Below are 13,819 nucleotides of genomic sequence, written 5' to 3'. Positions count from 1 at the left end.
TTTTTATGGCACAAACTTTCGCAAATCTAGTCGATGTACTCTACGGCTTTCACTACCTTCTGTACGCCGCCAACGGTGCGTGCTACTTCCGCAGCATTCTCCGCTTCCTGCCGGGTGAGTAGTCCCATCAGATAGACTACGCCGTTTTCCGTTACTACCTTGATGCGGCCGCTGTCGATTTCCTTATCTGCCAGTAACACGCTTTTGACCTTGGTGGTCAGCCAGGTATCGCTGGTGCGAGCGAGCATGGAAGTGGTGCCGCGCACCTGGATTTCATTGTATACCTGCCGCACGGTGTGAACCTGCTGGGCTGTGCGCCCGGCGAGATCGCGCAGTTCATTGCTGGGAACCTGGCCGGTGAGCAGTACCACACCATTAAATGCAACCACATCGATATTGGCTGCCTTCAGGTCCGGATGTGCTTTGCCAATGTTCACATTGGTGATGGTTTCCAGTTGCTGGTCGTCGATAAAGGTACCGAAAGTACGCTCACCCGGGTCCGGTTGAATCGGACCATCGTGGGTAGCATCCAATACGGTGGAGCAACCGGCGAATACAGATAAGACGCCAGCGGTGACGATGAGTTTGAGCGGGTTGGAAATTCTGATTCCTGTATTTGAGCGCATGGTTCAGTCCTCGTATCCACCAAACAGGCTGCTGTCGATCAGGTCGCACAAGCAGAACAGGGTGAGCATATGTACCTGGTGTACCTCGGAGGGGACCTCGGAAGGTACATGCAGTTCGATATCGTGTACATCCAGCAGGGCGGTACAGTCGCCTTCGCCCTCGCCGCCAGTCAGGGCGAGCACACCCATGTCGCGGTCGTGGGCGGCACGGATTGCCTGCACCAGGTTGGAGTCACGGCCATCGGTGCTGATGATCACCAGCAGGTCTCCGGGGTGGCCGAGAGCGCGAACCTGGCGCGCGTAGGACTCCGCGCGACCGTGATTGCGGGCAACGGTACCGGTAGTGATAGCGTCACCGTTCAGTGCCAACGCCGGCAACCCGGGGCGCTCGCGCTCGAATCCGCCCATCAGCTGTGCGGAGAAGCTCTGTGCCAGCGCACCACTGAGGCCATTGCCGCAGATGAGCAGTTTGTTTTCCGCGAGCAGGGTGTGCACGATCATTTCGCTGGCTTCGGCAATCAAAGGTGCCAAAAGTTCACCGGCATTCATGGTTGCTTCAATGCTGCGGTGAAACAGGGTTACAACGCGCTGTTCCATCTGTTGTGTGGTTTCCTTTGGGTGAGCCTATTGCCCGAAGGCATTTTTAATCCAGTCGATGTTCAGAGTGCCGGTAATTTTTTCCTGCTCGATGCTGATCACATCAAACCGACAGGGGCAGTCGAGCCGGCGATATTGCAGGTAGCCGTTGGCGGTGGCGAGCAATTTTTTTTGTTTGCGGTAGTCAACGGATACACCGGCGCCACCAAAATTGCGGTTGCGACGGAAGCGCACTTCGACAAAAACCAGTGTGCTGCCATCGTGGGCAATCAGATCAATTTCACCAAAGCGTCCGCGGAAATTCCGCTCGACGATGCACAGGCCGGCACCAGTGAGATGCCGTTCCGCCAGTGCTTCCATCTGATTGCCAATACTTGTGGTGTCCATGGAATTCCTTTTCTATGGATTATGTTAACCGCCACTCAATCTATGATCTGCCGGTCTCGATCAATCCACGCGGGCACTGTCATCGGTGAGCGATGATTCGTTTGCGGCGGTGGTGATCGGCACCGGCTTGCCCTGCTCGATCTTCGCCCAGATCTGCTCGCGCACAATGCGGCCATCCGCGGTCAGGGTGAGGGCCCCGGTAAGCCCGTACACCTGCTGGTTGGGAAACTGTCGCAGCATGGGCAGGCGCGGATAGAGGCGGAAAGCATCGGCCCCGAGGGCATAGAGGCGTGCGAACGCCGGTGCCGGGTCCGCCTGCTTCACGATATTGCGCTTGGTCTGGTTGTCATCTTCAAACAGCCATGGCAGGGCAGTGAAGCGTACCCCGTTGATGTCGCGGTCGCGCTGTGGATCCACGTTGCCGGCAAATACCTGTGACGTAGAGAACACCGGCAGGTCGCCGGCGTAGAAAAATGACAGCATGGGTTTGATCTGACGCGCCTGCTGTGGCTGTGCCAGCACGAACAGCATGTCTACGTCGCCGCGACGACGCGGCGTGAACTTGAGCGGGGAGGCGAGTTTGCGGCGCAGCTCCGCTTCGCGGTTTTTGCTTTCCGGGATCAGCAGGGCTTCACTCACCAGCTGGGAAAAATTGCTGGTGTCGGTGTAATTGCGGCTGAGGCTGATGGTGCCGCCGAGACTGTTCCACTCTTCGGTGAAGGCCTCGAGGCCACGCTGCCCCCAACTGGATTCGGGTGCGAGGATCAGGGCCTGGCGGTGGCCCTGACGGTACGCCTGCTGGGCAACCTGGCGGGCTTCGTCTTCAATCGCCAGGCCGAATTGCACCAGGTCATCGGTGAGGCGGCCTTCATCGCCGTAGTTCAGTGCCAGCGTGGGTACCGGCAGTTTTTCCGTGGCCAGCAGATTGGCCACCTTGTCTTTGTCCAGCGGTCCGACAATCGCCTGGGCGCCGTTGTTGATGGCGGTCTGGTAGATCTCGTCAAATGGCTGCGCGGTGCCGGTGTCGTACACCTGTACCTGGGGTGTCGGCGCACCGGCATCCAGTGCGCTGTAGTACGCCGCCATGAAGCCGTCGCGGATGGCGCGACCGGCGGAACCGAGAGGGCCGGAGAGTGGCAGCAACAGGGCCACATTCTGTGCCCGCTGGGACGCGAGGTGCTCCAGCAGCTGCAGCGCCTGAGGTGGGTGGCTGACCGCGGTGTGGCCCGGCCACTGCTGGCGCCAGCGGCTCAATGCAGTGAGTTGGGTGCTGATGTCCGCCTGAGTATCGCGGCCCAGAAGCGCCAGTTGATACCAGGCACGCATTTTCGGGTCGAGAGCCTCTTCCGCGCGATTGCGCAGCTCGCTGGAGGGCAACTGGGTCAGCAGCTGCCACAGGCCGTCATTGTTGCGATTGATCGCATCGTCTTCCCGGGCCAGAGTGGCTATACGTTGACGTTCAGCGATACCGCTGTCGATATCGCCCATCAGATTCCACAGGTCCGCGCGCAGAACACGCAGCGGCAGCGCGGTTTCCGCGGGGATCTGGAACCAGGACTGCTCCAGCCGCGGGGCACTGACCAGATCCAGGGCGGCGAAGAAGTCGTCATCTGCCGCCAGCGCACCGCCGTAGACCTGGGCATAGCGGGCGTACTCGGCGTCCGTCAGTTGCTCGGCGTCGATGGCGCTGGCCGCTTGCCTGGCCGTCGCGTTATCGCCCAGAGTGTATAGAATGGCGGCCGCCTGCAGCTGCGCTTGGTCCTTTGCGGGCGAGGGCAGCTCGCGGGCGCTGTTGAGCAGGCGTATGGCGTTCTGGCGGTCAGCGGTAGCGATATTGCCGCTATCGGCAGGGATCTGCGTGTTGGGCTGACTACTCGGTGTCTGACATCCGGCTACGGACAGCGCCAGAGCGCCTGCGGCAAGACTATGAATGATGAAGGGGATGCGCCGGTGCAGGGCGGACATATTCTTCTCCCACAAAACTTATTCTGGAGTGAACTATGGGGCTGGATAAAGCGGTGCTTTATATCGTCGCGACGCCCATTGGCAATTTGGCGGATATGGTACCGCGAGCCGTTGAAGTTCTACAATCCGCGGATCTGGTGGCCGCGGAGGACACCCGTCACAGTCAGAGACTTTTCTCGCACTTTTCCATCGAAACTGCACTGGTGGCTTACCATGACCACTCGGACGACCAGCGCACGTCCATGATTCTCGAGCGTTTGGCGCAGGGGCAGGTGGTCGCACTCATCTCGGACGCCGGTACTCCGCTGATTTCGGACCCCGGCTACCGGTTGGTGAGGGAGGCCCGCGAGCGCGGTTTTCCGGTGGTGCCCATCCCCGGCCCCTGCGCCTTTGTCGCGGCTCTGTCTGCCGCCGGCCTGCCCAGCGACCGCTTTACCTTCGAGGGTTTCCTGCCGGCGAAACCGCTGGCGCGCGAAAAGTCGCTGCAGGCGCTGGCGGGTGAGACCCGCACCATGGTGTTTTACGAAGCCCCGCACCGGGTGCTGGATACCCTGGAAGCCATGCGCCAGCGCTTTGGTGATGCCCGTGAGGCGGTGATTGCCCGTGAGCTCACCAAGGCATTTGAGACTATTCGCCTGCTGCCGCTGGCGGAACTGGTGGAGTGGGTGCGCGCCGACAGTAATCAGCAGCGTGGTGAGATCGTGCTGCTGGTGCGGGGGGCTGACGAGGCCAGGATCTCCGAGCTGGATGCGGCGTCGGAGCGGGTGATGAAACTGCTGTTGGCGGAGCTGCCACCCAAGCGTGCGGCGGCGGTGGCAGCGGAGATCACCGGGGTGAGCAAGAAACTGCTGTACAACTGGTCGCTGACACAGAAGTAGGTGCTCGCACCGGTTAGCGCTTGCATCTGGCGTCAGTGGTCATTAACCTTCGCGCCGAGTCAGCCAGACAATCGCTGTCGCGCCGCTTTCGGGTGGTGTGGTGGAGGAAAGTCCGGGCTCCATAGGGTGGGGCGCCAGGTAACGCCTGGGGGGCGCGAGCCTACGGAAAGTGCAACAGAGAGCAGACCGCCGATGGCCGTTCGGGTTTCGCCCGGGCAGGCACAGGTAAGGGTGAAAGGGTGCGGTAAGAGCGCACCGCGCGACTGGCAACAGTTCGTGGCACGGTAAACCCCGTTCGGAGCAAGACCAAATAGGCCCCCGATAGCTTATGGCTAGTAGGTGTGACCCGCACTGGGGGCGGGTAGGTCGCTTGAGGTGTGTGGTGACACACATCCCAGATGAATGATTGTCCTCGACAGAACCCGGCTTATCGGTTGACTCACCAAGTTCTGAGTGTCCTGCTGCGGTGTGTGCGCCGCGGCAGGAAGCCCTCCCTGGCAGTACAGTCCCTGTATCTTCCTGGTTTCCTGAACCCTGTTGCGCCGACTCCGCTATTTCTGCAGTAGCAGGCCGCATTCGCGGTGTTCTTCGCCCTTGGTGGGATCGAAGTACACATCATTGTCCGGCAGGTCGTTCTCGTAGACATACTCTTCCACATCGATTTCCTTGAGGTGGAACATTGGCGCCACGCGGATGGTGCCGTGGTTGCCCTTGGTAAATACGTCGAGCCCCTTGCGGTGGGCATTCTGATCGTGGCGAATGCCGTTCAGCCAGACATCCGGCTTCAGTTCCTGCATGGCGCGGTTGAAGGGTTCCAGCTTTACCGTTCGCGAGAAGAAATCGTGCTCCGGGGTGTCCAGGGGTGGAATGCCGCCGTAGACCGCGTTGTAGTGGGCCGCTGACATTTTTGGCGAGTAGGTATGCAGGTTGAGGTCCAGTAGTTTGATGACCTTCTCAATATGGCGGTAGGTCTCCGGCGTGTTGTAGCCGTGGTCCACCCAAATGACGGGAATATCCGGCTTGGCACGGGTTACCAGGTGCAAAAAGGCCACGGCCAGGGGGCGAAAGTTGGTGAATACCACCGGATTCTCTGCCTCGGCGATGGTGAAGGCCATGATTTCGCTGGGCTTGCTGGATTTGAAGCGCTGGTTGAGCGCGTCCAGGTCCGCACCGTGGTGGAAGGTGCGGATGGGGGTAGTCTTTGTGCTCAGTCCTGCTGAAAAGCCCATGGCCGGATTCCTGCTGATTGTCGGATAGTGCAAAGCTACAGTGAGTTGAACGCCGTTAAAAATAATAAAAGCTGATTTTTATATGCCCTGCTGTTCTATGGAGGGGGCATGGAGTGGCAGGCGCTCTCGATCCTGGCGCGGTGCCGCCTGAAAATCTGCCGAATTGCGCCAACAGTGTAAGTGTCTGCTCACATTATTTTCATTCCGTTACCTGTCAGTGCGCTCCCGTGCAAAGTTAAAGTAACTTGTCAGCTTGCCAGAGTAAGTGCTTGCTCTCGTGCGCAATTGCTCGTCTGTCACCCTGCGTGAAATGTAAACACTTCGCCTGCAGCCCGCGAAATTACTGGGCCTTTTCCCGTTCTGTGCTGTGTATTTCCTTGACTTTATGCTGTCCAGATTTATAGTGTCCGAAGTGGAGAAAAGTGGAAAATTGTGGGTCCCAGTGGAGCAGAAGTGGTTGTGAGTGGTTAATCACGTTTCACTGGGGCAAAGCGCAGGAATTTCACTTTGCGCAATGAAAACGCAACCAGGGCAAACGAAGAACCCGATCCATGTATCTGGGAAGTCACGCAATCAACATGGACGCCAAAGGGCGTCTGGCCATTCCGGCGCGGGTCAGGGACTCGCTGCTGGAAGATTGCGGTGGTCGCCTGGTTGTGACAGCGCATACGGAAGAACGCTGTCTACTCGTCTATCCTGAACCTCAGTGGCGCGAAATTCTGCCAAAGATTGAGGCGTTACCCAGTTTCAACAAGGTGGCGCGCCGCGCCCAACGGTTGTTGATCGGTTATGCCTGTGAGTTGCAGGTGGACGCCAACGGTCGGGTGCTGCTTCCGCCGACCCTGCGCGAATACGCAGGGCTTGAGAAGAAGCTGATGCTGGTTGGGCAGGGGAAGAAACTGGAACTCTGGAGCGAAGACCGCTGGATGTCCTGGATCGACGATGAGGACGACGGCGAGATGCCGGAGGAAATGGCCTCCCTGTCCCTGTAAGTGGCAGTTGGCAGGCACGTAAACGAATTTTCGTCAATCACAGGAGGGCGCGGGTGTCCCAGGAACTGCATCGCAGTGTGTTGTTGCGCGAGGCTGTGGACGCCCTGGTGGTGGATCCGGACGGCTTTTATATCGACGGGACTTTTGGTCGCGGAGGCCACAGCGCGCTGGTGCTGGAGCAGCTGGGTGACGCCGGTCACCTGCTGGCGGTGGACAAGGACCCGCAGGCGATCGAATTTGCTCATCAGCGGTTTGCGGGCGAGTCGCGCTTTGAAATCTGGCACGGGTCGTTTGCGGATATGGATCGGGCCGCCGCAGATAAGACGGGCCAGGTTACGGGAATCCTGTTGGATCTGGGGGTGTCGTCACCGCAGCTGGATCAGCCCGAGCGCGGTTTCAGCTTCATGCAGGATGGGCCATTGGATATGCGCATGGATACCAGTCGCGGTATCAGTGCGGCGGACTGGGTAAACAGCGAGTCCGAGACTGAGCTGGCGCGGGTGTTCAAGGAATATGGCGAGGAGCGTTTTGCCCGCCGCATGGCCGCGGCCATTGTGCGGCGCCGCACCGAGAAACCGTTTGCACGCACCCTGGATCTGGCGGAGGTGGTCAAGGCGGCCAACCCGGCCTGGGAAAAGGGCAAGCATCCGGCCACCCGCGTGTTCCAGGCGATTCGGATTCACGTAAACGGCGAGTTGGAAGATCTGCAGCGGGCGCTGGAGAAATCGCTGACGCTGCTGAAACCCGGTGGTCGTCTGGTGGTGATCAGCTTTCACTCGCTGGAGGACCGTATCGTGAAGCGGTTCATCCGCGAACAGGAAAAGGGGCCCCAGTTGCCCCGTGGTCTGCCAGTGATGGATAGCCAGATTCACCGCACCCTGCGCTCTGTGGGCAAGGCGGTAAAGGCAGAGGCACAGGAGGTTGGTGAAAACGTGCGCTCTCGCAGCGCGGTAATGCGCATCGCCGAACGGTTGGGGTAGGCCCTGTGAGAGGAAACCGATTGTTGCTGGTGTGCCTGTGGGGGTTGGTAATGGTGTCAGCCCTTGGGGTTGTGCATACCACCCAGCAGAGTCGAGCGCTGACGGCGCAGCTGGAGCAGGCCCAGCGCTACCGCGACGAGCTGCGTTACGAGCAGGAGCGGCTGTTGTTGGAGCGCGGGGCTTGGTCTGCCTACAGTCGCATCGAGCAGGTGGCGCGAGAGGAGCTAAACATGCGCGCGCCAACGCCGGCCGAGCGGGTTCTGGTGCGCTCTGGCCGCTGATTGAGAGTGCGCCTGGAACGCATTGTGGCTACGGGCGAGTAGTAATCCGGTACAGCCCCCGCGAAGGGGAAGTTCATAACAGTATTAATAGAAACAGGGTAGGGACAGGGATCTGCCATGAGCGCGGTGAGAAAACAGCAACCACAGCCGGGAATTGCCCGCTGGCGCTTTGCGCTGGTGGCCGGCATGCTGTGTCTGCTCGCCGTGGCACTGGTGGTACACCTCGCAGGTCTGCAGGTATTGCCTGAGCAGGACAAGGGCTACCGCTTCCTGCAGGATCAGGGACGCGCCCGCACCATCCGCACCGAAGAAATCGCGGCTTATCGCGGTTCCATTGTCGATCGCAATGGTGAATTGCTGGCGGTCAGCACCCCGGTTCAGACCATCTGGGCCAATCCACAATTATTGAAAGAAGCCTCCGAGCAGGAATTGCGCGCCCTGGCCGCTGCGCTGGGAACGCCCGCGGCAGACTTCGCCAGACGGCTGGATAAATACCGTAACAAGGGGTTCATGTACCTGCAGCGCCATATGACGCCGGAGCAGGCACACAAGGTGCTGGCACTGGATCTGGCCGGCGTGTACGCCAAGAAGGAATACCGTCGCTTTTACCCCGCCGGTGAGGTCACAGCCCAGTTGCTGGGCTTTACTAATATTGACGATCGCGGCCAGGAAGGGCTTGAGCTCGCCTATGAGCAGTCTTTGGCCGGGGAGCCCGGCAAGCGCCAGGTGGTCAAGGATCTGAAGGGGCGCACCGTACAGGATCTGGCGGTGAAACAGGAGGCGCGTCCGGGTCGCGATCTGCAGCTCACCATCGATATGCGCCTGCAGTACCTCGCCTATCGCGAACTCAAGAAGGCGGTGGCGGAGAATGGAGCCGCCGCCGGTTACATCGTGATCCTGGATACCCACAGTGGCGATGTTCTGGCGATGGCGAATCAGCCATCGTTTAACCCCAATAACCGCCAGGGCGTCAAAGCTGCGGCCATGCGCAATCGCGCGCTGATCGACCAGTTTGAGCCGGGTTCCACCGTCAAGCCTCTGACTGCGCTGGCGGCGCTGGAAAGCGGACGCTACCAGCCGCACACCATGATCAACACCAGCCCCGGTTACATCCGCTTGCCGGGAAAAACCCTGCTGGACCCAGTGAACTATGGCGAAATCGATCTGACCCGGGTGATCACCAAGTCCAGCCAGGTTGGAATCACCAAGGTGGCAATGGATCTCGAGCCGGAAACCCTGCGTGAACTTTTCTATCGCATGGGGCTCGGAGAGGCGGTTGGCACCGGATTCCCCGGGGAGACCCCGGGAATACTTCCCAGCCGGACACGCTGGCACCCCATTGAGCTGGCCAACTTCGCCTTCGGCTACGGTTTAACAGTGAATGCCGTGCAGTTGGCCCAGGCCTACAGTGTGGTTGCCAACGCCGGGCTCAAGCGCCCGGTTTCCCTCATTATGGAACCGGGTAAAAAGGCCGTGGAAGCGGAGCGTGTGGTCGAGCCGAAGCTGGCGCGGGAGGTGACGACCATGCTGGAGACCGTGATCAGCTCCGTCGGTACCGGCAAGCGCGCCGCGGTGGAGGGGTATCGTGTAGCGGGCAAAACCGGCACCGTGCACAAGGTGGGCAGTGAGGGTTATGCCGACAGCCGCTACCGTTCGGTGTTTGCAGGCTTTGCACCGGCCGACAATCCACGCCTCGCCGCGGTGGTCGTGATCGAGGAGCCCAGTACGGTCAAGTATTCCGGGGGGGAAGTCGCCGCCCCGGTATTTGGAAAAGTCATGACCGGCGCCATGCGCCTGTTGCAGGTGCCACCGGAAGAAATTGCGCCCGCTGAGCAACAGCTGGCAACCCAGCTCGACGAGAGAGGTACAACGTCGTGACCCAGCACAACCCAATGCAAGACCGCAGCGCTACCCTGTCCGCACTGGTACCGGGTTATGCGGGTATTCCCGATATTCCTGTTACCGGCGTGGCCCTGGATAGCCGTCAGGTGAAAGCCGGCGATGTCTTTATGGCGCTGCGCGGCACCGTAGTGGACGGTCGCCAGTATATCGATGCCGCCATAGAAAAAGGGGCCGCCGCGGTACTGGCCGACGGCGAAACCCTCGGGGCCGAAGAGCGCAACGGTATTCAAGTCGTTACCGTGCCCGGACTCGCTGCACGGGTGGGGGAGATCGCCGCGCGTTTTTATGGCCACCCAACCGAAAATATGTATCTGGTGGGGGTGACCGGTACCAACGGCAAGTCCACCTGTGCCTTCCTCACTTCCCAATTGTTGGCACGTCATTTCGGCCGCGCCGCAGTGATGGGCACCATTGGTAATGGTGTGTGGAAAGAGGGTGCGATCAGTCTGGAAGAGACCGGGTTGACCACCCCGGACCCGGTGCGTTTACAGGCGGATTACGCTGCATTCTACGCCGACGGCGCGCGCGCCGCCGCCATGGAGGTTTCCTCTCACTCCCTGTCTCAAGGGCGGGTGCACGGACTGGTGTTTGACACCGCGGTGTTCACCAATCTCACCCGCGACCACCTGGACTATCACGGCAACATGGCCGCCTATGGCGCCGCCAAGGAAAAACTGTTCGGGTTGCCGAAGCTGAAGCGCGGCGTGATCAATATTGACGATCCCTTCGGTGCGCAGATGGTGGAGCGCTGCAAGTTGCGCGGCCTGAAAGTGATTACCTACGGCCTGCAGGCGGGCGATGTGCAGGTGCGCAATCTGAAGCGTCTCGACAGCGGCTTTTCCGTACAGCTGATCACGCCGTGGGGCGAGGGTGAACTGCGCGCACCATTGATCGGTGATTTCAACATCCACAACGCACTGGCCGTGGTTTCCGCGGCGGCGGCGGCGGGCATGCCGTTGGCGGATATTCTTGCGGCCTTCCCGGACATCCTGCCGGTGCCCGGTCGCATGGAGCGAGTCTCCGGTGAAAGTACCGCCGATGACATCAATGTACTGGTGGATTATGCGCACACGCCAGACGCTCTGCGTGCGGCACTTGAGGCTGCCCGTCCCTATTGCCGAGGCAAACTGTGGTGCGTATTCGGCTGTGGCGGAGATCGCGATACCGGCAAGCGTGCGCCGATGGGGCGTATTGCCGCGGAGCTGGCGGATTACGTTGTCGTCACCAGTGATAACCCGCGCAGCGAAGACCCGCAGTCGATCATCGATGGCATCCTCGAGGGCATCGACGGCGGTACGCACTGCGTGGCCAATGTAGATCGCGCGGCGGCCATTCGTCACGCGATCAATCAGGCCGCCGCCGGTGACACGGTGCTGATTGCCGGCAAGGGCCACGAGGACTACCAGCTGATCGCAGGCGAGAAACTGCATTTCTGTGACCGCGAGCAGGCCGCTGCCGCACTGGCCCAGCGTGCCACAGGAGAGTTGGAGGCCAGTCGCCAATGATTGCCCCGATCTCTCTGCAACAGTTGCAACAGCGTTTCGGCGGCGAGCTGATCAACGGCTCTGTATCGTTTGATGCGGTGTGTACCGATACCCGCAAGCTGGATGCGGGTGCGCTGTTTGTGGCACTGCGGGGCGAGACGTTCGACGCGCACGATTTCCTTGCGGATATCGACGGCAAGGTTCTGGGATTGGTAACGGAAAAGCCCATTGAGGGTTCATCTCTGCCGCAGTGGCTGGTATCCGATACCACCATGGCGCTCGGGCAGATCGGGCTCCTGTGCCGCGAACAGTTCGACGGTCCGGTGATCGGTATTACCGGTTCCTGTGGCAAGACCACCGTGAAGGAAATGCTGGCGTCGATCTTCGGTCAGCACTATCAGGTGTGCGTGACCCGAGGCAACCTGAACAATCACTTCGGTGTGCCCATGACCCTGTTTTCCCTGGCGCCTGAGCATCAGGTGCTGATCGTGGAAATGGGGGCGAGTGGACCGAATGAAATCGGATATCTGTGCGGTATCGCAAAGCCGGAAATCACTGCGGTCAACAATGTAATGCCGGCGCATGTGGAAGGATTCGGTTCCGTGGATGGCATCGCCACCGCCAAGGGCCAGATTTATACCAGTCTCGCACCTGGTGCCACGGCAGTATTGAACACGGACGACAACTACGCGGATTACTGGCGCGGTGAAATGCCGGAAGGTGTGCGCACCCTGGAAGTGGGGTTGGGGCACCAGTGTGCGGTACATGCGGACAACATTAATCTGGATGCACTGGGGTGTGCGTCCTTCGATCTGGTGGTTGAAGGCGTGACCCATCCGGTGCGTCTGCAGCTACTGGGTGAGCACAACGTACACAACGCGTTGGTCGCCGCCGGTTGCGCCTATGCGGCCGGCCTGCCGGTTGTGGAAATTGCATCGGGGCTCAGTGCCCTCGCCGGTGTCGGTGGTCGCATGCAGGCGCTTACTGGCAAAAGCGGCGCGGCGGTGATCGACGACAGTTATAACGCCAATCCGGGATCCGTCAGTGCCGCGATCGAACTGCTGGCGCAGCGCGATGGCAAGAAAGTTCTGGTTCTGGGCGATATGGCAGAACTGGGGCCGGAAGCGGACAGGGCGCACCGCGATATGGGCGTGCTCGCGCGTGAGCGCGGTATTGACCAGCTGTTTACTCTCGGCACCCTGAGCGCCGCGGCGAGCATCGAATTTGCCGCCGGGCGGCAACATGTGCAAAGGAATTTTTCCGAGCGCGACGCCCTGATTCAGGCGTTGGTGCCGGAGCTGGATGGCAACACCACTGTGCTGGTGAAAGGTTCCCGCAGTGCGCGCATGGAACTGGTAGTGCAGGCACTCACCAACGGGAATCAATAAAAGGTAAAACAATGCTGCTCTGGCTGGCTGAACTTCTCCAACAATATGTAAAAGGCTTTGCGGTCTTTGAGTACCTCACCGTACGCGCCATTCTGAGTGCGTTGACGGCGCTGGGTATTTCCCTGCTGGTGGGCCCGCGCATGATCACCTGGCTGAACCGCCTGCAGGTGGGGCAGGCCGTACGCGACGACGGTCCGCAATCGCACCTGAGCAAATCCGGTACACCCACCATGGGTGGCACACTGATTCTCGCGGCGATTTTTTCTTCGTCGCTACTGTGGTCCGATCTGAGCAACCGTTTGGTGTGGGTGACTCTGCTGGTGACATTCGTGTTCGGCGCAGTGGGCTTTGTGGACGACTACAAAAAGGTCGTGGAGAAAAACTCTCGCGGGCTGATCGCGCGCTGGAAATATTTCTGGCAGTCGGTGGCCGGTCTGGGCGCTGCGATTTATCTCTACATGAGTGCGACGTCTCCCGCGGAAACCCAGTTGTTCGTGCCGTTTTTCAAGGACGTGGCGATCAATCTGGGACCGGTGGCATTCATCCTGCTGACTTACTTCGTGGTGGTGGGCTCCAGTAACGCAGTCAACCTCACCGATGGCCTGGATGGTCTTGCGATCATGCCGTCAGTAATGGTTGGCGGCGCTCTCGGCGTAATCGCCTATCTCGTGGGTCACGTTGAATTTGCCACCTACCTGCACATTCCGTCCATTTCCGGGGCGGGCGAGTTGGCGGTGTTCTGCGCAGCGCTGGGTGGTGCGGGGCTCGGGTTCCTTTGGTTCAACACTTATCCCGCGCAGGTATTTATGGGGGATGTGGGTGCTCTGGCACTGGGTGCGGCACTCGGCATCATCGCCGTGATCACCCGCCACGAAATTGTACTTTTCATTATGGGCGGTGTGTTTGTGATGGAAACCGTCTCCGTGATCCTGCAGGTGGCGTCATTCAAACTGACCGGCAAGCGCATTTTCCGTATGGCGCCGCTGCACCACCATTTTGAATTGAAAGGCTGGCCCGAACCGAGGGTGATCGTGCGTTTTTGGATCATTACTGTGGTACTGGTACTGGCGGGGCTCGCGACCCTGAAACTTCGCTGAAAAAAATAGACCG

Annotated in this window: 13 protein-coding genes and 1 other RNA gene; 9 read left to right on the top strand and 5 right to left on the bottom strand. The window is 60.0% G+C overall.

What is annotated here, in order from left to right; translation table 11 throughout:
• Positions 1 to 26 precede the first annotated feature (26 nt).
• From C3938_RS02480 to C3938_RS02465, 4 genes are read right to left on the bottom strand one after another with little or no spacing between them, the layout of a single operon-like run.
• A complete protein-coding gene (locus tag C3938_RS02480; RefSeq protein ID WP_105101675.1) occupies positions 27 to 626 on the bottom strand; it encodes a BON domain-containing protein in 600 nt (199 codons plus the stop codon).
• A gap of 3 nt (positions 627 to 629) precedes the next feature.
• Complete coding sequence (locus tag C3938_RS02475) at positions 630 to 1,223, bottom strand: SIS domain-containing protein (RefSeq protein WP_105101674.1); 594 nt, start codon at positions 1,221 to 1,223, stop codon at positions 630 to 632.
• 27 nt (positions 1,224 to 1,250) lie between these two features.
• Entirely contained in the window at positions 1,251 to 1,610 is a 360-nt protein-coding gene (locus C3938_RS02470) for a YraN family protein (RefSeq protein ID WP_105101673.1), read from the bottom strand.
• A gap of 60 nt (positions 1,611 to 1,670) precedes the next feature.
• Positions 1,671 to 3,575 carry a penicillin-binding protein activator gene (locus C3938_RS02465; RefSeq protein WP_105103182.1) on the bottom strand — a complete coding sequence of 635 codons (1,905 nt, stop codon included), beginning with the start codon at positions 3,573 to 3,575 and terminating at the stop codon, positions 1,671 to 1,673.
• A 35-nt stretch (positions 3,576 to 3,610) separates the two neighbouring features.
• Between C3938_RS02465 and rsmI the strand changes: the two genes are divergently transcribed.
• Positions 3,611 to 4,453 carry a 16S rRNA (cytidine(1402)-2'-O)-methyltransferase gene (gene rsmI, locus C3938_RS02460; protein ID WP_105101672.1) on the top strand — a complete coding sequence of 281 codons (843 nt, stop codon included), beginning with the start codon at positions 3,611 to 3,613 and terminating at the stop codon, positions 4,451 to 4,453.
• Between the two features lie 55 nt (positions 4,454 to 4,508).
• Positions 4,509 to 4,899: RNase P RNA component class A (gene rnpB, locus C3938_RS02455), an RNA gene on the top strand.
• A 105-nt stretch (positions 4,900 to 5,004) separates the two neighbouring features.
• Here rnpB and C3938_RS02450 read toward each other — a convergent pair.
• A complete protein-coding gene (locus C3938_RS02450) occupies positions 5,005 to 5,682 on the bottom strand; it encodes a phosphoadenosine phosphosulfate reductase family protein (protein ID WP_199775472.1) in 678 nt (225 codons plus the stop codon).
• Positions 5,683 to 6,233: 551 nt separating this feature from the next.
• Here C3938_RS02450 and mraZ point away from each other — a divergent pair.
• The 7 genes from mraZ to mraY all read left to right on the top strand — a co-directional run bounded on the left by mraZ (position 6,234) and on the right by mraY (position 13,806).
• Entirely contained in the window at positions 6,234 to 6,674 is a 441-nt protein-coding gene (gene mraZ, locus C3938_RS02445; protein WP_105101671.1) for a division/cell wall cluster transcriptional repressor MraZ, read from the top strand.
• A 53-nt stretch (positions 6,675 to 6,727) separates the two neighbouring features.
• Entirely contained in the window at positions 6,728 to 7,654 is a 927-nt protein-coding gene (gene rsmH / locus C3938_RS02440; protein ID WP_105101670.1) for a 16S rRNA (cytosine(1402)-N(4))-methyltransferase RsmH, read from the top strand.
• 5 nt (positions 7,655 to 7,659) lie between these two features.
• Positions 7,660 to 7,935: a cell division protein FtsL gene (gene ftsL / locus C3938_RS02435; RefSeq protein ID WP_105101669.1), complete on the top strand. Its 276-nt coding sequence runs from the start codon at positions 7,660 to 7,662 to the stop codon at positions 7,933 to 7,935.
• A 117-nt stretch (positions 7,936 to 8,052) separates the two neighbouring features.
• Entirely contained in the window at positions 8,053 to 9,813 is a 1,761-nt protein-coding gene (locus tag C3938_RS02430) for a peptidoglycan D,D-transpeptidase FtsI family protein (protein WP_105101668.1), read from the top strand.
• Positions 9,810 to 11,342: a UDP-N-acetylmuramoyl-L-alanyl-D-glutamate--2,6-diaminopimelate ligase gene (locus C3938_RS02425; RefSeq protein ID WP_233998611.1), complete on the top strand. Its 1,533-nt coding sequence runs from the start codon at positions 9,810 to 9,812 to the stop codon at positions 11,340 to 11,342. Before C3938_RS02430 ends, C3938_RS02425 begins: the two co-directional genes overlap by 4 nt.
• Complete coding sequence (locus C3938_RS02420; protein ID WP_105101667.1) at positions 11,339 to 12,709, top strand: UDP-N-acetylmuramoyl-tripeptide--D-alanyl-D-alanine ligase; 1,371 nt, start codon at positions 11,339 to 11,341, stop codon at positions 12,707 to 12,709. Before C3938_RS02425 ends, C3938_RS02420 begins: the two co-directional genes overlap by 4 nt.
• 11 nt (positions 12,710 to 12,720) lie before the next feature.
• Complete coding sequence (gene mraY, locus C3938_RS02415; protein ID WP_105101666.1) at positions 12,721 to 13,806, top strand: phospho-N-acetylmuramoyl-pentapeptide-transferase; 1,086 nt, start codon at positions 12,721 to 12,723, stop codon at positions 13,804 to 13,806.
• The last annotated feature ends 13 nt before the right edge of the window (positions 13,807 to 13,819 follow it).

This window comes from Microbulbifer pacificus, assembly GCF_002959965.1.
In the GTDB taxonomy this organism is placed as follows: Bacteria; Pseudomonadota; Gammaproteobacteria; order Pseudomonadales; family Cellvibrionaceae; genus Microbulbifer; species Microbulbifer pacificus_A.
The sequence above is the reverse complement of the archived record's forward strand: the minus strand, read 5'-3'. Positions and strand labels throughout refer to the sequence as shown.